Genomic DNA, 25,275 nt, shown 5'->3' with positions numbered 1-25,275 from the left:
TGAATATCAGAAGGCGTCCGGCCCATTGGACCGGCGCCTTCCGAATAATCAACAGTAATTATTACTCTTGTGAATCTGTATTAGCACTCTCTGCCTGAGCAGCTGCCTGAGCAGCTGCCTGTGCTGCCTCTTCTTTGGCTCTGTTCTTGCCAAAGTTCTTGATGAAGATGCACATAAGGCAGATCATCAGTGCTGCAAATATAACATCAAGTACGATCATAAGTACTTTCCAGGATGCCATTTTTTCTGAAAGATTCTCAGGTGCATAAGCACGGCTGTTTACTACTGTGTAGAGAATGTTCCTGGTAGCTTCTCTCATAGCCTGCTGAGCGCCGTTGGTATCTCTGAACTGTACATTGTTGGTTGCTGTAGGATAGTTAACCAGCATACAGTCTGTACCGTTACGGATAGCCTGGTCAGATGACATGTATCCGTATACTCCGAAGTAGTCGGTAAGAACGAAGCCATTGAAGCCCCACTCATCGCGAAGAACTGTCTTAAGAAGTGATGATGAACCACCTGCCCAACGGTTACCGATGTAGTTGAAGGAGCTCATTACAGCCAGCATATCGGTGTTCTTTACGCACATCTCGAAAGGTCTTAAATAAATCTCACGGATTGCCTGCTCATTGGACCATGTGCAGAGCATATCAATTCTGTTCTGCTCCTGATCGTTGAGGGCAAAATGCTTCATGTAAGCATATACTCCGTTGGACCAGGATCCCTGACAAGCCTGTGATGCAATGATACCTGAAAGGAAGCTGTCCTCTGAATAGTACTCGAAGTTACGTCCTGCAAAAGCAGTTCTGTGGATGTTCATGGCAGGGGCATACCAGCCGGATACGTCCATCTCGTTAGCCATCTTACCGATGAAATCACCGAAAGAATAAGCAAGATCCTTGTTAAAGGTTGCTGCAATAGTTACACCTACAGGGAATCCAAGGGATCCAACACCTGTAAAGTTGTTGTTGATTGATGCAGGGCCGTCACAGTCATTGGTACGTACCTTGCCGATGGAATCAACTGAGTTGGTCTGATATCCGCCAAGGGAGATCAGTGCATTCATGTCATCCAGTGACATGCTGTTAAGGAGCTCATCCCACTTGGGATCGTCCTTGGCAAGACCACGGAGGTCTTTGAGCTTTAAGCTTGTAGCTGCGCCTGTTGTTACTGCTGCGGCATTAGGATCTTCATCAGCTGCTGTAGCCTCAGCTGTCAGGTAGTTACTGTTGTTGTAGAAGGTAGCCTTGGCCTCTGCGTTCATCTCATAGCTTGCAGGAGCCTTGGTTGCCTCTGCATAGTTGGCAAAACCATCTTTTCTTGAGAGATATGTTACATCTCCCTGTGCATAATCAAATACGTTTGTTGCTGTGATCTGATCTGTTGATCTCTTGTTTGATCCGTTGTAGGTTACAGCGGCTCCAACTGAATAGGTCTTGGAATCGATCACTGTGTGTGCATCCTTGTTTACAGAGATGATATAGTCTCCGCTCTCAAGAACATATGCCTTGGCACTCTGATAATCGTAGGATGCCATAAGCTCTGTATCAAAAGAAATTGTGAAGGTCTGTGAAGCGCCGGGCTGAAGGATATCAGTCTTCTCAATAGCGATGAGGTTGGCTGTTGCCTTCTCAATTCCGCCGTTGGTGTAAGGAGGATTGAAGTATACCTGAACAACGTCCTTACCTGCTGCAGAACCTGTGTTGGTTACTGTTACGTCAAAGGAAATCTTGCCGTTTGACTCTGTGATCTCACCCATCTTCTGCTCGAAGGAGGTGTAAGAAAGTCCGTATCCGAAAGGATACTGAACAATGCTGTCATAGTCGATAAGTCCCTCAGCTGCTGCTGTCTCATAGAACTTATATCCAACATAGATGCCCTCGATGTAATCAACGAAGGAAACATCTGCTCTGGACTCGCTGCCTGTCATGAAGTTAGTTGAAATAACAGCGAACTCGTCCATATTTGTGTAATTGAAGTCACCGAAGTTGTTCCACCAGGGTGTCTCTTCCATATCATAAACAAAAGTGTCAATGAGCTTACCTGAAGGATTAACCGCACCTGTCATGATCTCTCCAAGTGCCTTCATTCCAACGTGGCCCATTCCTGCTGCCCAGAGAACTGACTTGATCTGAGGATGATCCTTGACAAAACCAAGCTCAAAAGCATTGGCGCCGTTGTAAAGAACGATAACCTTGTCGAAGTTACTGCAGACAAGATCGATCATCTCTTCTTCTCTGTTGGTAAGCTGGAGATAGTGATCACCTGCATCCCAGTCGTTTCCAGTATTTAATGTGTCATCATAAACACCTGCGGTGTAGGTTGTTCCATCCTGGAAGGATCCGTCAACCACTGCAGTCATGTTGGCAGGAAGATCTGCTCCCTCACCACCTGAACGGCTGATAACAACAAGTGCTGTGTCAGAAAATGCTTTTGCATTTGAAATAAGACTGTCTGTGTAAAGAGAAACATTGGGTTCGGGAAGTGTCCAGTCCTGTGCCCACATTCCAACCTCAGGTCTGTCTGCCTTGTAGTCGGTGTAGAACTTGGACAGCTCCGCATTGGTCTCGATACCTGCCTCCTTGAGGGACTGAAGGATATCGATGGTTGCATAGGCGCTGTTAAGAGCACCGGATCCTGCTCCTCCAAGGATAGGATTGGTGGAAGCCCAGCCGAATACGTTGAGCTTGCTGCCTGATGCAATGGGAAGTGTGTTTGCCTCGTTCTCTACAAGGACAATACCCTCTTCCGCAATCTGTACAGCCAGATCGGTTGTAGCGTCGGATGTCTCTTTTGTGATCGTTCCGCTTCCGCTTACAAGGTCAAGCATTGTGCTCATGGGACCTGTACAGATCATATTTACGCAAATAACAATACCGGTGAGCATAGCAACAAGTGCTGTACCTCTGATGAGCTTCTTGGTGGACTTCTTCATCTTCATTACAGCGATCATTACGACTACTGCAACTGCGATGATGATTCCTATAGCTATCAGATAGGATTTGATGGATGTTATGACGTTCATAACATCGCTCATGTTGATAGTTAACATAAAAGAACCTCCCTCTTTTTAGTGTTCGCAACTGGTCAGGAAGCGAAACTATAAATTTTGCGCACATACATACGCGCCATTACACCTATAGATTATCACGCAAAAAAAATCGTGCCGTTTTTGTCACAAACGGTACGATTTTTGTCATAAACGGTAGAATTATTCTTTTTCCAAAATCATCAATGGTTTCCCTGTGGGATAAGTATCTTAAGCTCAAACCAGTTGTCATTAAGGGCAAAATTCAGGGTTCCATGATACTTCTCCACTGTATATCTGATACTCTTAAGTCCGAAGCCGTGGTTTCCCTTGTCAGCCTTGGTGGTGACGGGATAGCCGTTTTTCATGGTGATGGTATTCTCGCAGTAATTGGATATCTGCACTACGATGAAGTTCTTTTTCTGTGAGATGGCCATGTGTATCAGGCGCTTCTCCGGGTCATCTATGAGAGAGACGCTCTCAATGGCGTTATCAAGGGCATTGCCAAAAATGGTACAGATGTCCGCAACGTGCATGAAATCAAGGACGTCCCCCTCCGCCACGCAGGTTATCTTGATATTGTTGGCCCTGCAGTTCATGGTTTTGCCGGCGATAAGGGTATCAAGAACGCTGTTTCCCGTCTCCAGCTCGGGACTGTAGGATTCCAGCTCTGCTTCCAGGGAATTGAGCCATTCCTCTCTCTTCTCATCGCTCATCTCGGCGCGAAGCCCCGCTATCTGGTGCTTAAGGTCATGATATTTCATGTTGATGAGTTCAAAGGTGGTCTGGTAGTTGCGGTACTTGTCGTACTGGGCCTTGAGCATGGCATGGATGTTCCTTAGCTCTTTTTCCGCAAGAAGCTCGCAGATACGGCTCTGATACACGTAGAGGATCATGATCCCGGCCACGTCCACCAGGGTCCTTATATAGAAGATATCCGCCACAACTCCGGCTGAAAAAGGGGTATTCTTGACGATAAAACTAAGATTACTGAAGGCGAAAACCGCAGCGGCAATGATGATGGCAGCCCACAGCTCTCTGTTATTGATCTCCAGCTGGAAAATGCCCCTTATCATGCTGACTTCCATGTAATGAGCCCAGGTAAAAACAATTCCGTAGACCACTACCAGGAGAAGTAACTGCAGCAGTATAGACTTGTTGTATTTGTAAAAATAGCAGGCCAGCTGCCACTCAAGGGAAGCTGCAAGCTCCGCCAAAAGAAACGCTCTGGCACAGTAATAGCCAATGACATTGACGGTTGCGTCGCAGGTTGCATACATATACACATACATAAAGGCCACCGCCATCCCCATGCAAGGCACCCATAAGTAAACGGGAAGGCTTTTGGTCAGCACCAGAAACATGCTCTGAACTACCAGCGACAGTATCGTAAAGAGGATAAAGTCCTCGTTCTTGACCTTCCTCTTAAGGACCAGGCAATAGCCAAAACAGGCCAGCCACTCCGCAAGGGCTGTATATATTCTTGGTATATCCTGATAAACCAGTTCCATTTACGTCTCCGTATCCTGCCCGACGTATCAACTACATAATCGAGGTCATATAGTCGGTGAGGGCGCTCATAAAATCATTTTTCCTGGCTCTGCTGATAAGAAGCTGCTTGCCTGCAATGAGGCAGCTCCCCTTCTCAACACCGTCCACAAACTTGAGGTTCACAAGATATCCCTTGTTGCTCCTGAAAAAACCATAGGCGGCAAGCTGTTCTTCATAGTCCGAGAGCTTTCCCCGAATATAGAACTCTCCGCTGGTAGTGTAAAAAACAAGGTTGTGACCTTCACTTTCTATATAGAAGATACTGTCCACGTCCACCTTTTTAACACCGGAGGACATTTCTATGGAAATATATTTGACGTCCTTTTTCCTTATCTTACCGATGGCACGGCCAAGCTTCTGGGAAAAAGCGAAATAGCTGACGGGCTTGAGCACATAGTCAAGGGCGTCAACCTGATAGCCTCTGATGGCGTAGTTGGTCATGTTGGTGATGAACATGATGACCACGTCCTGATCAAGCTTTCTGATCTCCTCGGCTGCGATCATTCCGTCCATGAGCTTCATCTCAATGTCCATCAGGATAATGTCAAACTGGCCCTTGTAGCCGTTGGTGATCTCATCTCCGTCGGAGAATCTGGTTATTTTGAAGTAGTTCCCGCTTTCCGCCTGATATTTATTTATGTATTCCGTCAGCTGAGAAGCGTAGGAATCCTCGTCTTCAACAATCGCAAGCTGAATCATGTTTTCTCCCGTTGTCGTTACTGCGTTTATGTATATTTTGTATTGCGCACTATCAATTGTATTATACAACACTTTCTGCCGCTGCATAAATAGGATATAATTAATGCTATCTATTCCCAACATATTTTAAAGGAGACAAATGCAAATGGCAAAAATAGTCAATCCCGATCAGTACGCAGAATCCACAGAGGCCAAGGGCGAGCTTCGCTACACAGAAAGGTGCAGATGGCTCTTCCTTGGTCTTCCCTGGACCTTCACCAAATATGAGATTCGCGATAATGTACTTACCATCATCAAGGGATTTTTTACAGTCAGAGAAAACGACTGTTATATGTACAAGATAAGTGATGTTGAGATCACAAGTACTCTCATGCAGAGAATCGGCGGCATGTCCACCATCATCCTCTATACTTCCGATGTTACTGACCGCACCATCGTCATGAAGAACATCAAGCACGGCCGTGAGATCAAGGACTTCATCCTTCAGGCCTCAGAGAGCGCAAGGCTTCGCAGAAGAACCGTCAGCATGCAGAACATCGGCTTCGGAGCCAGCGATGTTCATGACATTGACGAGATGGACGAAATATAAGTCGTAAGGCTTAGTCCTGAGGGTGCCTCTCCTGTCTGGAGAAGCCGCATCCGCAGTAGTCCTGCCTGTAGAGGTCGAACTGCCTGGAGAGCTCTATTGATCTCTTGTAGCCTTCTTTTTTCTTAAAATCAGAGGGAAGGAAATGAACCTTCTCCTGTCCACAGTCTGAATTAATCTGCGCCGCGGCCTGTTCGCCTACTTCGTTCAGGACGTCGGCGTTTTTTAACGGGCTGATGGTGAGGGTGGTGGTAAAATACTCAAAGCCCTCCGCCGCTGCGATCCTGGCGGTCTCGCCAAGTCGCAGTTCAAAGCATATCCTGCAGCGGTCCCCGCCTTCGGGGCACAGCTCATACCCTTTTACCGTCTCGAAGAATTCCCTGGGCTCGTAGTTACCTTCAAGGATCTGTATCTTGCCGGCCTTGTCGGTGGAATTCATGCCCTCAAAATTGCCGCTGTCGATCTGGCTGTTGTAGGCAGCGATGAGTCTCTTCTCTTCTTCCACACGCTTCCTATACTCTTCGTCCTCGGTGATATTGGGATTGTAGAAAAAGACTGTGATGTCGAAGTATTCACGCAGGTATTCAAGGCAATAAGAAGAACAGGGCGCGCAGCAGGCATGAAGGAGTAGCCTTGGCCTCTGGCTTTTGTTTGCGAAGGATTCTATTTTCTTTTCCAGTTCTTTGGAGTAATTTCTTTTGTTCATAAAAGGTTAATCTCTTTGGGTGTGTCTGTGTGCTCTCCCAGCATCTTCTCCATCCAGACCATGTTGTACCATCGTCCGAACTTGTAGCCGCACTGGTGGAATTCGCCCACCATGGAATAGCCGAGCTTTTCATGGAATCTTACGCTGTCATAGGTAAGATGCTCATCCTCAGCTCCGTTGGGGTAGCCGATGCAGGCGTTGACATTAAGTATTCCCATGTCAGCCAGCCTTTTCTCCAGCTCGTTATAGAGGAGTCTTCCAAGACCGGCTCTCTTTAAGTCTTTGTCCACATAGATGGTGGTCTCAACGCTCCACTGATAGGCCGCTCTCTCCTTAAAGGGGGAAGCGTAGGAATAGCCAAGGAGTCTACCGCTCTCCCTGTCCTCTGCCACAATATAGGGATACTTCTCCAGGGTCTTACGGATGCGGCCCTCAAACTCAGTTACTGAAGGCACATCGTACTCAAAGGTGATGGCGGTATCCTCAACATAGTATCGGTAAATGTCAAGAAGTCCCTCAGCGTCTGAAGGAAGGGCCTCCCTTATGTAGATATCCTTTTTCATAATTATTCATCCTCTCTCATTATAGAGAAAGTTTACTCTCAATCTGCGAGAAATCAACTACTTTTTTCGTGCCGTCCTTGAAGTTAATGGTAACAGGGCCGTAGCCGCCGCAGCCCTGAGGATCGGTGTAAACTATGCTGTCCACAGGGAATATCTCATCCTCAGAGAAGTCCTCAAGGCTCTCCTTGGTAATGGTCTGGGAAAAAAGAAAATATGGCTCGTAGCCGTACTGCTTATCCCTCACAGTCTCTGCATAAATGACTATTGACCTTCGGCTGTCGGGGTTGGTACCCTCGCTGTTTATTATCTTAATATCGCTCCAGCCGTCCATGATGGTAAAGGCCAGCTGTTTTTCCTTTCCGGTGTGGTCATATCCTTTCAGGATAACCGCCTTGTAGCCATCCATCTCCCTGTGGATGATCTCGGTACCGTTGTCGGGAAAGCCAAAGCTTCCAAGGGTGAGCCTTAAGGGCCTTCTGTACATTCTTATCTTATCGGCTCTGAAGATTCCGCAGGGCACTGCGAAGTCAGCCAGATTCATCACTGTGCGCCAGTGGTCCTCGGTCTCCATCTCGTAGTCAAAGACCTGCCTTCTGTAGAGAACGCCGTCTGATTCTCCGTGCCAGAGGGTTACGTTACCCTTGTGATATTTTTTCTCCGGAAGAAATTCAAGGACATACTGCTGGGATTCCACGTCCGGAGCGGGCTTACTCTCCCAGGGGAACTTGGTGCTGTATACCAATTTGCTGTAGTTCCACATGCCGTGCTCATCATCCTTGGCCTTCATAACCTTGGCGGTTCTTAGCTCTGTTATCCCGTTGGCTTCGTGATTTGCAAAACAAAGTCCGGGGCCATCAAGGGTTGTGACCTTTGTTTCATTCTTTTTCAGCTGCTCGAAGGTGCCGCCGCTCTCTCTCGCGGTCCAGAAGGGATGGTCCTTTGGAAAATGCAGGCACAAAAGGGCCTTGGCCAGCCACATGGGTGACTCAGCACAGGAATAGCCCTGAAGGAGAGGTGCAAAAGGGCCGTAGAAGCCAAGGGTTGGCACTCCTTCCCAGAGAAAATCGTCCCTTGTAAGGAACTGAAGAAGGGATCCGGAGCAGATCCTTCTGGCCAGGCCCGGATCTATGGAGGATTCTCTCATAAGGAGATTCCCGTCAAAAGCGCCGGTGGCGGCGTTTCTGTATATGCCGCTTCTGCCCCACATATTGGTAAAGCCGTCCCTGTCAAAAAAGTCAGGATAGGTCTTCATAAGTTCGTTGGAGTTTTCTTCGAATCTTGACGCGATATAGGGCTCTTTTTCATAACCGTACCAGTTGTTCCAGATGGCGGTGTACATGTTGAAGGCCCAGCAGGAATAGTAGTCAAAGCACTGTCCGTCCCTGTACCAGCCATCTCCCACATAGTAGCCGAGGATGTTCTGGGCGTGGTCTCTCATGATATCCTCGTCAATGGGATATCCATTCATGTACAGAAAAGCCATATCCAGCATGTTAAAAAGGCGCCAGTTCTGGGGCACGGTATTGGAATGTGCAAAGTCGGTGAGAAAAGCTGCTATTCTATCCTTCTCTTCCTTGGTGTAGGTATCCCAGATCTCATCCCTTGACAGCCACAGGCAGATAACAAGGGCTGCGGTCTCCACGGTCTGCTGATAGCAGGCATTGGGATTGTTCGAAGCATCAAGCTTTCTCATATCCGAATAATTAAGTACATAATTCTTTTCCCCGGGAGTTACGGCGCAGAGAACCTGCTTTTTATAATAATCTCGAATATTAATCCCGTTTAAGGTAAGCTGCGGCTCTATATGGATAAGAGGCGCTGCGATAAAAAAGCTTCTGGCAAGGCCTTCGAAGTACTCGGCCTTGATGCGCCACATGGGAGCATCCTTGGAAGGGTAAGTGATCTTGGTCTCATACCTTGGCATAACCACGGGAGCTTCGATATTTTCTATATTTTTAAATATTCCCGAAAGAAGATATTTTGCAGCATCTATCCAGGTATCTCTTGTAAGACCTGTAAAAGGGCTGAGCTCAAAGTCCAGGTGTTTGGGTTCAAACTTCATTCTGTCTCTCTCCATAAAGTCCATATTGTGATTACTTTTTGCGTATTACCAGATAAACAGTTCCTTATCCGTCAATTTCCAGATGGCTTCAATGTAATAGTAGTCACCGTAGATAATCGGGAATTCATGGTCCTTATCATGATAGGAAGCGGAGCACCTTGTTAGAAGCTCATCATGCTCCGGATCATAGTCGCAGTCCTTTTCATCAAGGGCTGAAAGCATCTTCTCTGCGGCGGCTCTGTATGCGGCAGCCTTGGAAGGATCTTTTTCCTTAAGCTCTTTTTCAAGAGTAAGAAGTCCGCAGGATGCGATGGCTGCTGCCGTGGAGTCGATGTAATGAGGCTCTGCGGGCTGGTCGAAGTCAACGGGGATAAGGCCGTCTTCAGGGATTCGGCTGCAGAATCTGTCTGCAACCTGCATGGCGGTTTCAAGATAATGCTCATCGCCTGTATGTATGAAACTCAGCGTAAAGCCGTACAGAGCCCAGGTCTGGCCCCTGGTCCAGGAAGAACCCTCGCCATAGCCCTGTCCGCCGTATTCTCTGTCAAATTCTCCGGTCACGGGATCAAAGCCTACAATATGCCTCACGGATCCATCTTCCCTTATAAACCATTCCATGGCTGTATCCGCATGTGCTACTGCGATGTCTTTGAATCTGGGATCCTTAAGAACATCAGATGCCCAGTACAAAAGAGGCAGGTTCATCATGCAGTCGATAATTGCCCAGCCTGTTGTATCCCTGTCATCGCCCCAGTCGTTCCAGGCTCTGATGAAGTTGCCTTTCAAATTAAACCTGCCTGCAAGGCTTGCCGCAGCAAGAAGTCCTCTGTTTTTGGACTCTTTACTACCGGACAATCTGTAATTTGCGACAGCCGTTGGAAGCCAGCGAAAGCCGGCATCATGGTCCATTCCGTTATAATCCATGAATGCGGCATCCATCTTAACTTCAAGCTTTTCCGCGCACTCACGAAACAGCTCATTGCCTGTGGCGTGATAGAGCTGCCACATCATTCCGCCGTAGAAGCCGTTAGTCCACCAGCAGATATCCTTTTTATCCGATTTATCGTCAAAAACATGTCCGGCTGCGGTGTATGGAATCTTACCTCTGCTTCTTGCAGCCACCTTCTCCTCTTTTCTGATAATCTTGTCAGCTATCCTGCTCCAATCAGTACTCATAAGAAATTCTCCTGTTTTATTCATAGACTATACTTCTTTAATACTACTATTGTTTCGGGATCAATAGTATGCAAATCTTTAATTATTATTTGTATATTTATTAAAAAAAAGAAAAAATCAAATAAAATTTACCCCCCCAATTTAAATCTGATAAAATATATACTGTAAACCGTTTGTCAAGTCATAATCCACGGAGCTGCAGCCTTGAAAACGCAAGCCAAAGAAAAGGTAACCGATCAGTACTTCATCGACAATCTTGACAGAGCCATCAAAGAGGAATGGATAAAGGCTTATCATCAGCCACTTATCCGCTCCGCCAGCGGCCTTGTATCCGATGAGGAAGCCTTCGCCAGATGGGAAGATCCCGAAAAAGGAACCTTTAGCCCAGCTGACTTTCTTCCTGTGCTCGAAAGAGAAAAACTCACCCACAAACTTGATCTGTATATGGTTGAAATGGTCCTTAATAAGATGAAGGGCCAGGGCGAACGCGGTCTTTTCATAGTTCCTGAGTCCATCAATCTCGCCGCTTCGGATTTTGAGTGCTGCGACATGGTGGAGGAAATCGTAAAAAGAGTTGATGCTTCCGGGCTCTCGAGAGATAAACTGTCTGTGGAGCTCTCGGAGAGAACTGTTTCGAGAGATATTGGGTTCATGAAGACTCAGGTTGAACGCTTCCAGTCCCAGGGTATTAAGGTGTGGATGGACGACTACGGAAGCGGTTATTCATCACTGCTTATCCTGCTCGAGATCAAATTCAACCTTTTAAAGATTGATAAAATATTCGTAGATAAGATCCTGGATGGCGTTGACGGTCAGATTATTCTTACAGAACTTGTTAAGACAGCCCTCTCCCTTGGTATAGACACCGTTGCCGAAGGTGTGGAAGTCAAAGAACAGGCAGACTTTTTGAAGGAGATCGGCTGCACTAAGCTTCAGGGTTTTTACTACACCACTCCGCTTTCCCTTGCTCAGATCATCAAAAGGAACGAGGAAGGCATTCAGATAGGCTTTGAGAATCCCGCAGAGAGTGAATACTACGAGCAGCTTGGCAAGATAAGCCTCTATGATCTTTCTTTTTCCAAGAGCGAAAGCGACGGGTTAAAAGACTATTTTGACACCTTACCGATGATCATCATTTCCATGGACGATGAACAGATAAAAATAATTCGAAGCAACAAAAGCTTCAAGGAATTTGAAGCCGCTGCTCTTCCGGGTATGAGAAAGAGCTCTTCCTTTGAGTTTTCATCCATAAAACCCGGCCCCGGATACTATACCTTAACACAGATAAGGCAGTGCGCAAAGAACGGAAACCGGCTTATTGTCGATGACCGTCTTCCGGACGGAAGAAGTCTGCAGCTTTTTATCAGAAGGATCGCTCAGAATCCCGTTACCGGATGCAGCGCCATCGCTATTGCTATTTTGTCAATTTCAGATAAGATTTCCGAAGACAACCTTACCTACAATTACATTGCCAGAACTCTGTCTTCTGATTACATATCCCTGTACTTTGTTGATTTGGATACAGAAGAATTCTCCCAATACATATCTGACGGTACACGCCGAGATATAACATTAAAATCGAAAGGAACAAACTTCTTTGACCTGACCAGGCCGGACTTCGATGTCACTATGCAGGAAGAAGATAAGTCGCAGTTCATCAAGGATTTTACCAAAGAAAAAATCATGAATGCCCTTAATAATAACGGCATCTTTTCCCTTGTTACCAGAGTATTAATAGGCGATTCTCTCTCCTATGTCAGCCTGAAGATTGTCCGAGTCGGCAGCGATGAAAAGCATATCATCATGGGCGTCAGCGATGTAGATGAGCTGATCAAAAACCGCGAGATAATCAGCCTTGCAAAGGAAGAACAGCTGGTCTATTCAAGAATCGGCGCTCTCTCCGGTGATTATATTTATATCTACACCGTAGATCCGGAAACCGGCCATTACACCAGATTTACTCCGGCAGGTATCATAACGGATATGGGAATGGAGGATGAAGGTGATGACTTCTTTAACGAAGTAATAAAGAACAGTTCGAAAGGAATTTATCATGAAGACTATAACAGCTTCCTGTCAGCCTTTACCAAAGAAAACATCATAAAAACCATCGCGACAAGAGGCATATTTGAACACAGCCACAGACTCAACATCCAGGGCAGACCAAACTATGTGATCGCGCGTGCCGTTTGGGTCAGCGAAGATGATCATGAAAAACTTATTTTCGGTGTCATCGATGTGGATGAGCGCGTTCGCCGTGAACAGGAATATGAGAAACACCTTTTTGCTGTGGAAAACAAAGCAATTCTGGACGAACTCACCGGTGTAAAAAACAAGCATGCCTATGCTGACACGGAAGAAACTCTTAACGCTCAGATATCCGCAAATAAAGTGTCACCTTTTGCAATTGCAGTATTTGATATTAATGGCCTGAAGCAGGTAAACGACACCTTAGGTCATCAGGCCGGAGATGAATTTATCAAAAGCGGCTGCAGCATAATCTGTAACTTTTTCAAGCACAGCCCGGTATTTCGTGTGGGCGGCGATGAATTCGCGGTTATTGTACAGGGCAGCGACTACAACAATATCGACTCCATAATGAAGCGCTTTGAGGCCAACAACCTGAAAAACAAAGAAAGAGGAACGGTGGTCATCGCAGCCGGTGTATCCAGATTTAACGCCGATACAACTGTGTCGGAGGTTTTCTCGCGGGCTGACATAGAAATGTACGAAAACAAGAGAAAGCTCAAAGAAGCCTAAACTCGTAATCAGTCGCTGTCTCGTCCATTTCCAGCAAAATGCGATACACACTGCCCTTCCAGGCTGCGGACAATCTGGCATCGGTTATGGGATATTCGCTTATCCGCACTTTTTTGACGCCTCCCGTAACCCGGATACTTCCAAGGTCTCCCACATCTATATTTACTGCTTTGCCAAAGGAATCCCCGGAAATAACAGGCTTCATATAAGTCATGATACTCATATACACCGGCAGCTGTCCGGTGTATTTGTCTGTTACGATAACTCCCGTTCCCTTGCACAGAGCAATGGTCCTCTCATAGGAAAAATCCAAGTCTCCTATCTTATCTCCCACCGCATAGGCGCTGCTGATATCCATCTTGAGAGAACTAACTTCTTTACCATTGCTGCCGGTTACATTAGTGCACAGTATGCAGTTAACATCCGTTGCGCAGTACTCTTTGCCGTCTCTTTCCATGATGATATCAGGGTTATTAGCATCCGCAGCAGGGTCTGTGCCCAGCACATCTCCAACCTCTCTCATCGCAAAAGTAGGAAGGTTGTGGAACTGGGACTGCATTGTCCACAGTTCGTAGCGTTTGTCTGAAAAGGTCTTGGCCGTATAGGTCCCAACGCCAAGATCAATGACAAAGGGCCTGCCATTCTTGTACACAGTAAAGGAGCCCACATCATTGTGATTGTGGGAGTCTGCGTTATCTCCCGCCCTGGCTGCAAGAGTAAACACTTTGTCCCTGGCGATCATCAGTCCCATGCTGTCAAAGTAGCAGTCCTTAGGAAGCTCATCGCTTGTAGCAAAACTCTCCATCTCACCGGCAGCAAAGGCCTGCATCACATGGTAAAAGAGATTGATCTCACCGGATATAAGCCTGTCCTTCCTTGGTGCTGTTCTGTAATCCTCCGCAGCAAAAGAAGCAAGTACATCATCTCCAACAGCCCTGCCAAAGAGAAACTCCCTCGCGCAGCGCCTTCCTGCCAGAGGGCTGCAGTCTGCGAAATTGACATAGTATCCCTCTCCCACATACATCTTTACAATGAAGCCGGCGATATTCTTAATCTTGTTTTCCTTGTATATAGCTGAGAATTCAGGGCTTTTTAATGAACAGTCCATAAGCTCAAGACATCCGAAGAGGCACAGTCCCGCATGGGAATAATACTGGGCTCCCTCGTTGCAGCCACCGTCCTCTCCGTATTCATCAAGGAAATAGTCGCAGGATTCAGCAGCTTTTTCCAGGAACTGCTGTCTCTCTTTTACGGTAAAAAAGTCCTCTTCTCTTGTAAGTGCACATATAAGAACATTCTGGGTAATCCAGGGAGTCCAGTTGCACATGGTCTGCTGCCCATCTCCCATCCACCAGAAATGCTGACGAAGATAGGGCTCAAAGATGCGCTCTTTAAGCCTCTCATTGACATAAATTCCGATATGAGGGCTTATCTTATCAAATACAGGGCGAAGAAGATACTCTATAAAGGCCACCTCAGCGCCGCTCTCTGCCTGAAACAGGTCTATGATCTGCCTGGTGACATCGGGAAGTATCTCCTGCTCTGCGTCTCTCTCATAGCTGGTATGGGGCGGAAGACACCAGGTGGTCTCCTCCAATATTAGGTAGAGTCCGTCCAGAATATCATCAAGGAACCGCCCCTTATTCTCAACGCACTCTGCCATTACGAGCTTATTTAGTTTCCTTCTTCTGGGAAAATACTTATCCTCGAACCTTACTCTGTTACCGGTTCTTTTGAAAGTCATAAAATCCGAGATCAGAAGCTCGGTCCAGGGCTCCTTAAGAGCCTCTTCACCCTCTTCTATAAGCTCTTTTTTGACCCGGTGCGGGAGTCCTTCCCAGGCAGTTCTGTCTGAAATATCGGGATATCTGTCGTAGATGCCGCAGTTTCCCGCCCTTCCCAGATATTCTTTTGTTAAGCTCTCATGAACGGAATTCGTAGCTGTTCCCATACTTTTTTACCCCAAAGAATATGATCTGAAACCTTATAACAAAAGATGCATCCACAAGATGCTCACTAAAAAGCACCACGGATGCATCGAAAGGTACAATATTATCTTGTAGAAAGAAAAACGTTCTCTCTTGCTGCAACTTCATCATCGGGATAGTCATGCCTGTAGGTCTCCATCAGAGAGGAGGCAAGTCCGAACTCTCCCATATATTCATAAGCGGTTATCTCATTGAGCATAAGGGCCTGCTCCACATCCTTATCACCAAGGGCAAGTCCCGACTGGAAGGAAGCAACAGCTCCCTCGTAATCGCCCTGCTTGATCTGACACATGCCAAGCTGGTTGTAGACAAGGGCGGAATCCGGATTCTCGCTTATATAGGTCTTGTATACGCTGATGGCGTAGTTGTAGTCGCCCTGTTTCTCTCCGGTCTGGCCAAGAAGAAGGACCACAGGCTCTTTCTCCTGATCTCTCTCGTTCCTGGCGGCCTCAAGATAGCTCTGGGCCTCGGCATTATTTCCAAGGTAATAGGAAATCTGCCCCTTCTCGTAGTTGGTCATGAAGTTCTGACCGTTGTCCATGGCGGTCTGAAGAAGGGCTGTGGCCTCATCTCCGTAGCCGTGCTCATCAAGAGCTCTGTAGATCATGATGATCATGGAATAATCCTTGGGACTTAAGGTAATGGCTCTGGTGAAATCCGAATAGGCATTGTCATGGTCGCCAGATGCCAGAAGTGCCACACCTCTGAGGTAATAAGCACTGCTATCCTTACTTCGAAGTCCAAGAATGGCATCATAGACCTCCTTGGCCTTACTGTATTCACCCATGTTAAAAAAGGCCTCCGCCAGGTAGTAGTTGGTGTCAAAATCCATGTCATCAACTATTCCCTCATCGGCTGCAAGGGATGCCAGCAGCTCAGTGGCAGCCTGCTCATACTCGCCGGTCTTAAGAAGTGCGATGCCCCTTCCTCTGTGCAATAGGCATTCGTCCTCCCCGTTATTCTCGGCACTGGCAAAGCTCTCAAGAGCATTCTCATATTCATGGCTCTCTATATAGGCAAAACCGGAGTCTATATTGCGCCTTCCAACGAGACTCCCACATCCCGACAGAAGGACAGACGCCAGCAAACAAGCGCAAATAAGTCGTTGCTTCATAACCCTTCCCCCAACGATAGTGCATTACTTAAGGTAAGCTACAACCTCCACTTCACAGAGAACGTTTCTGGGAAGCTGCTTAACTGCAACGCAGCTTCTGGCAGGCTTGCCTGTGAAATACTTCTCATATACTGCATTGAAAGGAGCGAAATCACTCATCTCAGCAAGGAAGCAGGTAGTCTTAACCACGTGCTCATAGTCTGTTCCTGCAGCACGGAGGATCTCTCCGATATTTCTGCAAACTCTGTCTGCCTGATCGGTAATAGTTGTTGTATCGATCTCACCATCCTCAGGATTGATGGGAATCTGTCCTGACGCATAGAGAAAATCTCCTGCGATAATAGCCTGTGAATAAGGTCCGATCGCTGCCGGTGCCTTGTCTGTAGAAATGTACTGCATAATAGACCTCCTTATATGTAAAAAATAATCAAGTATTATCCTGTGAATCCTCTCCGAACAATGCGGTTACGTAGTAGCCTCTGGCGTTCTCTTCAACCTTGGTGACTACGCCCTTCCTCTCCAGCATTCTCTCGCGGAAAGGGAAATTTCCCGACATTGCAAGGGACGGGTCGATGGTATAGTAATAGTTACTGGGAAGCACTCCCTCTGTAACCGTAACAGGGTCTCCCTCATGAAGAAGTCCCGGTCTTTCCATCTTAAAAATCATTTCTCTAGACATTTTACCACCCCTTTTTCAGAAAGTAATATCTTGTTTTTTTCTTCAAATTGTGAATCAGTCTTTTACAATGGCATGGAGTCTTAAGTAGTCATACCAGAGCTGATAGGATGAGGCTTTGAGGTGAATATCGTCGAAGGAAAGGCTTCCATCAAGGTTGCCGTTACCGTCATCCACCGCCTCGTTCATGTCAATGTAAAAAATGTTCTGATTGTCCGCAAGCTGCGACAGAGCTGCATTTCTTCTGTCAACGTTGACATTGTTGAAATTCTTGTCGCTGTTACTCTTTCTCTCTGTAACATGCATGATGCCCTGAATGTAAATTATGGCATCGGGCTGAAGCTCACGGATTCTGTTCACCACTTCCATGTAATGCTCAACGAAATACTCATCGGTACCTGTGCCGATCTCATTAAGTCCAAGGCTGATATATATCTTGCCAAACTGCTGATTGGAAAGGGCCTCCTCAACTCCGATGGTACCCTCGGGAGTCTTGATGAACTCTTTCTTCATCACAGTGTAAATGGAGAGAGACACCTTGGCATAGAAGGTGGCATGCTCATCCAGCTCCTGACAATACTCGGACAGGCCAACGGTCCTTGAATCTCCGATGAAAAGCGCATCATCGAAGTACTCCGGAGTAACCTCCTGAGGCTCATAGATCTTCTCTTCCACAAGTTCTACGTCATTAGCTGATACATCGCCAGCGGATATATCAACCTCCGGCTCTTCCACCGTCTCTTCTATCACTACCTCCTCAGGCTCTTCCTGAGGACCTTCGACAACAGTATCCTCCTGCATCTGTTTCAGGAGTTCATCAATAGAACCGGGCACTTCAGGTGAGGGCTGCTCTGCCTCAGGCACATAGTTCCAGGGAAATACCCCTTCCGTAGCGCCCCGTATGGGAAGTACCATAATTGGTGCCTTCTTCGGGTCGTACCCTTCCTTATAGTCCGCATAAACAGTGTTTGCAAACACTACTGCGACAGTCGTTATGAAGATTGAACTTACCACGATGGCAATAAACATCGGGCAGGTCTTGAAAAACTTCATGTCTCTTACACTTTCTTTTAATACAAGGATTAAAACCTAAAATACATAAACGGATTGCCTGCTGCGTTGGCCAGGCTGTATACGCAGGCCCAGAACAGCACAAATACTGCAATTGTCACCACAATATTTCTTCTGTGGTTCTCAAATATCTCATAGACCTTGGGAATCAGAAGCACCAGGCCTACAGCTATAAGAATGCCGTAAATACCGACATTTTTGGCAAAATCATTGGGGTTAACTGATATTCCCGCTCCGAAGAAAGGGAATAGTCTTGTAAAGTAAGTTGCCAGCATCTGTGAATCCGGAATCGCGAAGATAACCCAGGTAAGAGGTATAAGCACCAGCACATTGATCTTGCCGATGAGCCATCTGAGAACCCCGGGGAGCTTCTGAACAATGTATTTCTCACAGACAATGATAAGAAAAATGATCATTCCCCAGAGAATAAAGTTCAGGGTAACGCCGTGCCAGAAGCCGGTTATAAGCCATACGATAAGCAGATTGAAAACAGTGCGAAGGCTTCCCTTCCTGCTGCCTCCAAGCGGGATGTATACATAATCCCTAAACCAGGAGCCAAGAGATGCATGCCATCTTCTGTAGAACTCCGATACGCTAAGGGATGCATAGGGGTGATCGAAGTTGGTGATAAAAGGAAATCCCAGCATAACACCAATTCCCGCTGCCATCAGCGAATATCCCCAGAAATCCATGTACAGCTCAAGTGAATAGGTAACGGCGCCGAGCCATGCCAGCGGCGTTGAAATACTCTCATAACCGATGGTCCCGATGTCATTCCAGAGCATCGCAAGATGATCTGCCAGAAGCACCTTCATTCCAAGTCCCACTGTAAAGAACTTAAGACCGTCCTCGATTCTTTCAAAAATCTCGAGAATGGTCCTGTTTTCTTTGTGTCTTTCAAAATCCGAAAAACGCATTATGGGGCCTGATACCACCTGCGGAAACATGGTAAAGTAGGCAGCGGTGTCAATAAACTTAGGCGTATTCTTAACTTTTCCCTGATAGAGGTCTGCCTGAAATGAAATCATCTTGAATACAAAGAAGCTGATTCCTATAGGCATGAATGAACTGTCAACAAACTGAGACAGGAGCTTGAATTCCACCAGCATTACAACGTCCAGGAATACGACGAAGGCAAGCAGGAACTTATTCTGCCCACTGCCGTGGAGAGCTCTTGCAAAAAAGTAGTTGACTAACACAGCCCCCAGAAGAACCGGGAGCATCCTAAGATCCCCAAAGCCGTAGAAAACCAGACTCCCCAAAAGGAGAGTGGCTTTTCTGAACTCTATGGGGGTCAGATAATACACTATTAGAAAAACAGGCAAAAACCTGAATATAAAAGTTAAATCTGAAAAATTGATCATTTAGTTCCCCGAATTGTTAATCTCTGCCAACTTGGTTTCGGCGGCCTGAGCACTCTGAGTACCCGGGAAATCGGTGATAACCTTATCATAGATCTCCTTGGCCTTATCCGTATCGCCCTGGGCGTTATAGGAGTTGCCAAGATAATACAGGGTATTAACATTTGTATTGTCATACTGATATGCCTTGGAAAGATTGGCTACAGCAGTATCATAATCTTCAGCTTTGTAGGCTTCATAGCCTGTGTTGTAATAGGATGTGGCAAGCTGAGGTCCAACCAGTGACATAAGGCTGTTGTACAGAGACATAAACTCAGCAGAAACATTCTCATCGATGGCATCAAGATCAAGATGCTCCAGAGCCCCTGCCATTCCCTCGATATCGGAGGGATCATTAATGTAAAGGGCTGTGGCCTCCATAAGGCTGTTCATTGCAGCGGAAGTACTGTCTACGCCTTCATAGCCGGTAACCTGAGACTGAAGCTCCTCAACCTGTTTCTGGAGGTTACCGATCTGCTGCTCATAATCCACCAGCTGAGCCGACTTGGAATCGGACTCCTCGCTGATCTGAGTGATCTTGGCCTGGTTGTTGCTGTTGATACTCTGAATTCTCTGAGGCAGGATCAAAAAGCATGCTGCCGCCACACCAAGCACCATTCCAAGGACGATTCCCCAGATGGAGCTGGATCTGGCTATTGCCGATTTCTTAACCGGCTGAATGATCATCTCATTGCCGCTGTTGTATCTGATGGAGCCGTCATTGTCCGCAGCCACATCGGAAACCAGCTTGCCGCTCTCGCCGGGAAGCAGCATACTGTCAGCTTCCTTGAGATATCTTCTTGCCATCAGATTGCCCGTATCAAGCTCAAGAGCCTTCTGGGACTCGATCTTGGCTCTGTCCCACTTGCCGTTTTTAAGGCACAAAAGGGCAAGCAAAAGATGTGCCTTAACCAGTCTCTTGTTGAGCTGGAGCACCTTCTTAAGCTGAATCTCCGCCAGATCGTAGCTGCTTTGATGACAGTAGTTAAGCGCAATATTAAATTTCTTGATGGTCTGATTGATGTTGTCCAGAAGAGATGGTGAATTTCTGACATCATCAATATAGTTGTCAGCCAGATTGTTATCGGACTGAAGGTTCTTACTTATAACCCACTCGGCAAGGGCTGCTACCACTTCGCCGGTGTCGTAATATATAAGGCCGAGAAGATTCCTGGCATTTATATTGTTTTTATCAAGTTTAAGGCTCTGACGAAGGGACTCGACAGCGCCTGTCATATCTCTAACGCCTGCTTTCTCAAGGCCTTCATTGTAGAATCTGTTGGAAAGACTCTTGATCTTCTTGTAGGTTCCTACCCTGGCTCCGCAGCCCGGGCAGGTGCTATCCTTGGTAAGCTCGGCTCCGCAATAATAACACTTCATGTTATCTTACCCTCTTTGCCGTATCTGCTTCCTGACTTGCTTCCTTGAGAAGCTTAACAATGACATCGGACATATCGTCAAGATCCTGCTTGTAGATAATGTCCTCTGCATCCTCTATTTCAAGACTTGGTTTGAATTTCTTAAGTTCTTCTTCAAAATTGATCATAATAGCCTCTTAAATTATTTCCTTGATCTGTCCGGCGAGATAAAGTGATCCTGCCGCAAATACCATATCCCCGGATTTCCTGATGGTTATAATATCGGTAACGGCATCCCGGACATTGCTGTAATATTTAATGGGAAGTCCTATGATTCCCAGTCTGTCCTTGCTGTCCTCGAAGGCCGCCTTGAGATCTCCCATGGATACGGTCCTCTCGGTATTAAGTACTGCTACAAATACGGAATCAAATATTCCGCTGGAAAGAAGCCTGTCGATGATATCTCCGTACTGCTTGTCTCCTACGATTCCGAACAAAAGGAGCCTTCGTCCTTCACACTCTATTCCGGAAACGCTGTCAATAAAAGCCTCTATTCCGTCAATGTTGTGGGCTCCATCCACAAAAATACCCGGCCGGATCTCTTCCATCCTGCCGTCCCACTTGGCACTGATAAGTCCATCATTAATGTCCAACTCAGTGATATTGGCGCCCTGATCCCTTAGGATCTCACAGACAGTTACCGCCAAAGCGGCATTTTCTGTCTGATATTTGGCCAAGGTTGATAGCTTTAGGCCACAATATTTATCATAAAGGGAATTATACGAAAAAGCAATGTATTTATTCCCCTGTTCGTCCTTATTAATATGTACATCGGTGATATTTCTGCTCTCCACCGCAATCGCCCTTGTATCAAGGCTTAGCGCTGTCTGCTTGATAACATTCGAGGTCTCTTTGGTCTTGTCAAAAAATACGACGGGAACGCCCTTTTTGATGATACCGGCCTTCTCGCCGGCTATTGCCTCAAGGGTGTTGCCCAGGTACTGCATATGGTCGTAGCCGATCTCCGTAATAACGCATACTTCCGGCTTCCTGATACTGTTGGTGGCATCGAGCCTTCCCCCAAGTCCGGTCTCCATCACAAGATAATCCACCGGATATACATCGTAGAGAAGTACTGCCATAAAAAAGAGAAATTCGAAATAAGTCGGGAAAAATTCCCCGTCTTTGTATTCAAATATTCGGCGCAGCGTCTCCATAAATACAACCAGGAATACACCGTCCGATATAGGTTTGGTATCTATGCAGAATCTCTCGTTGATCTTAACGAGATGCGGCGAAGTAAAGGTACCCACGGTGTAGCCCGCCCGCATCAATATCCAGGAGATATAGCTGCAGACAGAGCCCTTGCCGTTGGTCCCCGCCACATGGATTATCTTCATGTTTTCCTCGGGATTACCCAGGTACGCAAGAAAAGCCTCCGTCTCTTCGGCGGAGTGCTTTTCTGCGAATCTGGGAATCGTGTTAAGGAAATCCTCAAGTTCTGCAATTGTTATCTTTTCTGCATTATCGGAGCGCTCAATAAGCTTCCGTGCCTTGCCTAATAACTCGTTATCCATAACTCTCAGCTTAGTGGCAGCGATTATTTTTTCAGCTGCGCAAGTCTTTCTGTAATCTGATCATAGGTCTGCTGATACTTTAGCTGCTTGTCCTTCTCCTCTGCGATCTTCTCTGCGGGAGCCTTGGAAAGGAACTTCTCATTGCTGAGCATGCTCTGGGATCTCTTAAGCTCACCCTCAAGCTTCTTCTGTTCCTTGGTAAGTCTCTCGATCTCTGCTGCAAGATCAACAAGATCTGAGAAAGGAATATAGCAGGTTGCATCTGCAAGAACTACTGAAACAGCGTCCTCAGCAATTCCTGACTTATCCTTCTGGCAAACAGACTCTGATGCGTAAGCAAGGGACTCGAAGAAGAGCTTACCCTTTGTGAAGATATCAAGAACCTCGTCCTTGTCACTTACTACGTATACTGCTGCCTTTCTGGAAGGAGCAACGTTCATCTGTGTACGAACGTTTCTGATGCCTCTTACGGCCTCTTTGATGGTCTCGATTGACTTCTCGTCTGCCTCGAAGTTCCACTCATCCTTGTAAACAGGCCACTCAGAGATCATGATGGACTCTTCCTCATCCTGCATTGTGCAGAAGATCTCCTCTGTGATGAAAGGCATATAAGGATGAAGGAGCTTCAGTGCGTTAAGAAGCACGGTCTGCAGGGTCCAAAGAGCTGCCTCGTGGGAAGTCTTGTCATCTGAGTTGTAGAGACGAGGCTTAACCATCTCGATGTACCAGTCACAGAACTCATCCCAGATAAAGTCATATACCTTCTGAACGGCGATGCCAAGCTCATACTTGTCCATGTTCTCGGTAACTTCCTTGATGGTATTGTTGAGCTTACTGATGATCCAGTGATCAACGGGCTCAAGACCGGAGGGCATATCCTGATGGATAGCACTCTTGGCGTCATCAGCCATGTTCATCATGATAAATCTTGATGCATTCCATACCTTGTTTGCAAAGTTACGGCTGTTCTCAACTCTTTCATTATAGAAGCGCATGTCGTTTCCGGGAGCGTTACCTGTAATAAGTGTAAGTCTGAGAGCATCAGCACCGTAGTTCTCGATGATATCAAGAGGATCGATACCGTTTCCGAGGGACTTACTCATCTTTCTTCCCTGAGAATCTCTTACCAGACCATGGAACAGAACAGTGTGGAAAGGATAAGTTCCCATGTTCTCATAGCTTGAGAAAATCATTCTGATTACCCAGAAGAAAATGATGTCATAACCGGTTACAAGTACGTCTGTAGGGAAGAAGTACTTAAGCTCCTTGGTGTCATGAGGCCATCCAAGGGTCTCAAAAGGCCAAAGGGCTGATGAGAACCAGGTATCAAGAGTATCAGGATCCTGTGTAAAGTGGGTCTGTCCGCACTTAGGACAAACTGTAGGAGCTTCCTTGGCTACAACTACCTCTCCGCACTTGTCGCAGTAGTAAGCAGGGATTCTGTGGCCCCACCAGAGCTGTCTGGAAATACACCAGTCACGAATATTGTCTGTCCAGTTGAAATATGTCTTCTCCATTCTCGGAGGAATAAGCTTGATCTCGCCTTCCTTAACTGCCTTGACAGCGGGCTTGATGAGCTCGTCCATCTTAACGAACCACTGTGCCTTGATCATAGGCTCAACGGTTGTGTGGCAACGGTCATGGGTTCCTACATTGTGAGAATAATCCTCGATCTCAACAAGAAGTCCCATCTCATCCAGCTCTTTTACGATGGCATCTCTTGCAGCATATCTGTCCATGCCCTCGAACTTGCCGCCGTTTGCGTTGATTGTGGCATCGTCGTTGAGGATATTGATCTCCTCAAGGTTATGACGCTTACCAACCTCGAAGTCGTTAGGGTCGTGACCGGGAGTGATCTTAACTACGCCGGTACCAAACTCCATATCTACATAAGAGTCCTCAACAATAGGAAGCTCTCTGTTAACGATAGGAAGAAGAACCTTTTTGCCCTTGAAGCTCTTGTATCTGTCATCATCGGGGTTAACCGCAACTGCAGTATCGCCCAGCATTGTCTCGGGACGTGTGGTTGCGAACTCGATGAACTCAGTCTTTGAAACTGTGCCATCCTCATCGATCACAGGGTATTTAATGTGCCATAAGTGGCCTGCCTGCTCCTCGTACTCAACCTCAGCATCTGAAATAGAGGTCTTACATACAGGACACCAGTTAACGATACGGCTTCCCTTATAGATGTAGCCTTTTTCATGCATCTTGCAGAAAACCTCGGTAACAGCCTCATTACAGCCGTCATCCATGGTGAAACGCTCTCTGTCCCAGTCGCAGGAAGAACCCATCTTCTTGAGCTGAGAAATGATGGTTCCGCCGTACTCTTTTTTCCACTCCCAGGCTCTCTCAAGGAACTTCTCACGGCCAAGGTCTCTCTTGTCGATGCCCTCTGCCTTAAGAGTGTCAATGATCTTAACCTCTGTGGCGATGGAAGCATGGTCTGTTCCGGGCTGCCAAAGAGCATTGTAGCCCTGCATTCTCTTGTATCTGATGAGAATGTCCTGCATGGTGTTATCAAGGGCGTGGCCCATGTGAAGCTTACCGGTGATGTTCGGGGGTGGAATCACAATGGTAAAGGGTTTCTTGGTCTCATCAACTTCGGCATGGAAGTACTTCTTCTCCTCCCATTTGGAGTAAAGACGTCCCTCGATACCTTTTGGATCATAGGTTTTTGCAAGTTCTTTCTTCATAATCTTCTCCTATCTCTGATCTAAACTGCTCGGCAAGGGATAATCGTTTTTTTGGTAAAAAACGCCCTTAGCCGAATGAACAACTCAGCTAAGGGCGTAGTTAACGCGGTACCACCTTAATTCACAGAAAGCATCACTGCCTCCTGCCTCTGCAGCATCATAAAATGCTCTATCCTCTAACGCTGATAATGCGGGAACGTTTGTTGAGGAAAAACCCTCATTTCTGGACGTCCGGTTCAAAAGCTACCTTCCATATCGCAAACG

At 46.7% G+C, this 25,275-nt stretch carries 19 protein-coding genes; 2 read left to right on the top strand and 17 right to left on the bottom strand.

Annotated features, from left to right (window positions below; all coding sequences use genetic code 11):
- Window positions 1–61: 61 nt before the first annotated feature.
- The 3 genes from G588_RS0105595 to G588_RS0105585 all read right to left on the bottom strand — a co-directional run bounded on the left by G588_RS0105595 (window position 62) and on the right by G588_RS0105585 (window position 5,278).
- Window positions 62–3,052, bottom strand: a complete 2,991-nt coding sequence (locus G588_RS0105595; RefSeq protein ID WP_022777776.1) for a beta-glucosidase — start codon at window positions 3,050–3,052, stop codon at window positions 62–64.
- Between the two features lie 179 nt (window positions 3,053–3,231).
- Window positions 3,232–4,539 (bottom strand): ATP-binding protein, encoded by a 1,308-nt coding sequence (locus tag G588_RS0105590; RefSeq protein ID WP_022777775.1) that lies wholly within the window; start codon window positions 4,537–4,539, stop codon window positions 3,232–3,234.
- A gap of 31 nt (window positions 4,540–4,570) precedes the next feature.
- Window positions 4,571–5,278 carry a LytR/AlgR family response regulator transcription factor gene (locus G588_RS0105585; RefSeq protein ID WP_022777774.1) on the bottom strand — a complete coding sequence of 236 codons (708 nt, stop codon included), beginning with the start codon at window positions 5,276–5,278 and terminating at the stop codon, window positions 4,571–4,573.
- A gap of 145 nt (window positions 5,279–5,423) precedes the next feature.
- On the opposite strand from G588_RS0105585, the gene G588_RS19335 reads away from it, so the two are divergent.
- The gene (locus tag G588_RS19335) at window positions 5,424–5,867 is read left to right on the top strand and encodes a PH domain-containing protein (RefSeq protein ID WP_022777773.1); all 444 of its coding nucleotides are present in this window, start codon (window positions 5,424–5,426) and stop codon (window positions 5,865–5,867) included.
- A gap of 10 nt (window positions 5,868–5,877) precedes the next feature.
- On the opposite strand, the gene G588_RS0105575 is transcribed toward G588_RS19335, so the two are convergent.
- Genes G588_RS0105575 through G588_RS0105560 form a run of 4 tightly spaced genes read right to left on the bottom strand, consistent with a single transcriptional unit; the run spans window position 5,878 to window position 10,371 of the window.
- Window positions 5,878–6,570 (bottom strand): epoxyqueuosine reductase QueH, encoded by a 693-nt coding sequence (locus tag G588_RS0105575; RefSeq protein ID WP_022777772.1) that lies wholly within the window; start codon window positions 6,568–6,570, stop codon window positions 5,878–5,880.
- Window positions 6,567–7,133: a GNAT family N-acetyltransferase gene (locus G588_RS0105570; protein ID WP_022777771.1), complete on the bottom strand. Its 567-nt coding sequence runs from the start codon at window positions 7,131–7,133 to the stop codon at window positions 6,567–6,569. The genes G588_RS0105575 and G588_RS0105570 overlap by 4 nt, the downstream gene beginning before the upstream one ends.
- Before the next feature lie 19 nt (window positions 7,134–7,152).
- Window positions 7,153–9,210, bottom strand: coding sequence for a DUF2264 domain-containing protein (locus G588_RS0105565; protein ID WP_242830341.1), 2,058 nt, complete (start codon window positions 9,208–9,210; stop codon window positions 7,153–7,155).
- A gap of 30 nt (window positions 9,211–9,240) precedes the next feature.
- Complete coding sequence (locus tag G588_RS0105560) at window positions 9,241–10,371, bottom strand: glycoside hydrolase family 88 protein (protein WP_022777769.1); 1,131 nt, start codon at window positions 10,369–10,371, stop codon at window positions 9,241–9,243.
- A 204-nt stretch (window positions 10,372–10,575) separates the two neighbouring features.
- On the opposite strand from G588_RS0105560, the gene G588_RS21315 reads away from it, so the two are divergent.
- Window positions 10,576–13,131 (top strand): bifunctional diguanylate cyclase/phosphodiesterase, encoded by a 2,556-nt coding sequence (locus tag G588_RS21315; RefSeq protein WP_051139908.1) that lies wholly within the window; start codon window positions 10,576–10,578, stop codon window positions 13,129–13,131.
- Here the strand turns inward: G588_RS21315 and G588_RS19325 are convergent.
- From G588_RS19325 to G588_RS0105505, 10 genes are all read right to left on the bottom strand, one after another.
- Complete coding sequence (locus tag G588_RS19325) at window positions 13,118–15,082, bottom strand: heparinase II/III domain-containing protein (RefSeq protein ID WP_022777768.1); 1,965 nt, start codon at window positions 15,080–15,082, stop codon at window positions 13,118–13,120. The genes G588_RS21315 and G588_RS19325 overlap by 14 nt on opposite strands.
- Before the next feature lie 101 nt (window positions 15,083–15,183).
- Window positions 15,184–16,233, bottom strand: coding sequence for a tetratricopeptide repeat protein (locus tag G588_RS0105545; RefSeq protein ID WP_081644271.1), 1,050 nt, complete (start codon window positions 16,231–16,233; stop codon window positions 15,184–15,186).
- Between the two features lie 24 nt (window positions 16,234–16,257).
- A complete protein-coding gene (locus G588_RS0105540) occupies window positions 16,258–16,632 on the bottom strand; it encodes a RidA family protein (RefSeq protein ID WP_022777766.1) in 375 nt (124 codons plus the stop codon).
- 28 nt (window positions 16,633–16,660) lie between these two features.
- The gene (locus tag G588_RS0105535) at window positions 16,661–16,912 is read right to left on the bottom strand and encodes a hypothetical protein (RefSeq protein ID WP_022777765.1); all 252 of its coding nucleotides are present in this window, start codon (window positions 16,910–16,912) and stop codon (window positions 16,661–16,663) included.
- Between the two features lie 54 nt (window positions 16,913–16,966).
- Complete coding sequence (locus G588_RS21310) at window positions 16,967–17,962, bottom strand: GDSL-type esterase/lipase family protein (RefSeq protein ID WP_022777764.1); 996 nt, start codon at window positions 17,960–17,962, stop codon at window positions 16,967–16,969.
- 29 nt (window positions 17,963–17,991) lie between these two features.
- The gene (locus G588_RS0105525) at window positions 17,992–19,344 is read right to left on the bottom strand and encodes an MBOAT family O-acyltransferase (RefSeq protein ID WP_022777763.1); all 1,353 of its coding nucleotides are present in this window, start codon (window positions 19,342–19,344) and stop codon (window positions 17,992–17,994) included.
- A complete protein-coding gene (locus G588_RS0105520; RefSeq protein ID WP_022777762.1) occupies window positions 19,345–20,760 on the bottom strand; it encodes a tetratricopeptide repeat protein in 1,416 nt (471 codons plus the stop codon).
- 1 nt (window position 20,761) lies between these two features.
- Complete coding sequence (locus G588_RS22695; protein WP_022777761.1) at window positions 20,762–20,926, bottom strand: hypothetical protein; 165 nt, start codon at window positions 20,924–20,926, stop codon at window positions 20,762–20,764.
- A gap of 9 nt (window positions 20,927–20,935) precedes the next feature.
- Complete coding sequence (locus G588_RS0105510) at window positions 20,936–22,315, bottom strand: bifunctional folylpolyglutamate synthase/dihydrofolate synthase (protein ID WP_022777760.1); 1,380 nt, start codon at window positions 22,313–22,315, stop codon at window positions 20,936–20,938.
- A 23-nt stretch (window positions 22,316–22,338) separates the two neighbouring features.
- Window positions 22,339–25,011, bottom strand: coding sequence for a valine--tRNA ligase (locus G588_RS0105505; RefSeq protein ID WP_022777759.1), 2,673 nt, complete (start codon window positions 25,009–25,011; stop codon window positions 22,339–22,341).
- Window positions 25,012–25,275: the final 264 nt, after the last annotated feature.

It is taken from the genome of Butyrivibrio sp. AE3009, assembly GCF_000420845.1.
Classification (GTDB): Bacteria; Bacillota; Clostridia; order Lachnospirales; family Lachnospiraceae; genus Butyrivibrio.
The sequence above is the reverse complement of the archived record's forward strand: the minus strand, read 5'-3'. Positions and strand labels throughout refer to the sequence as shown.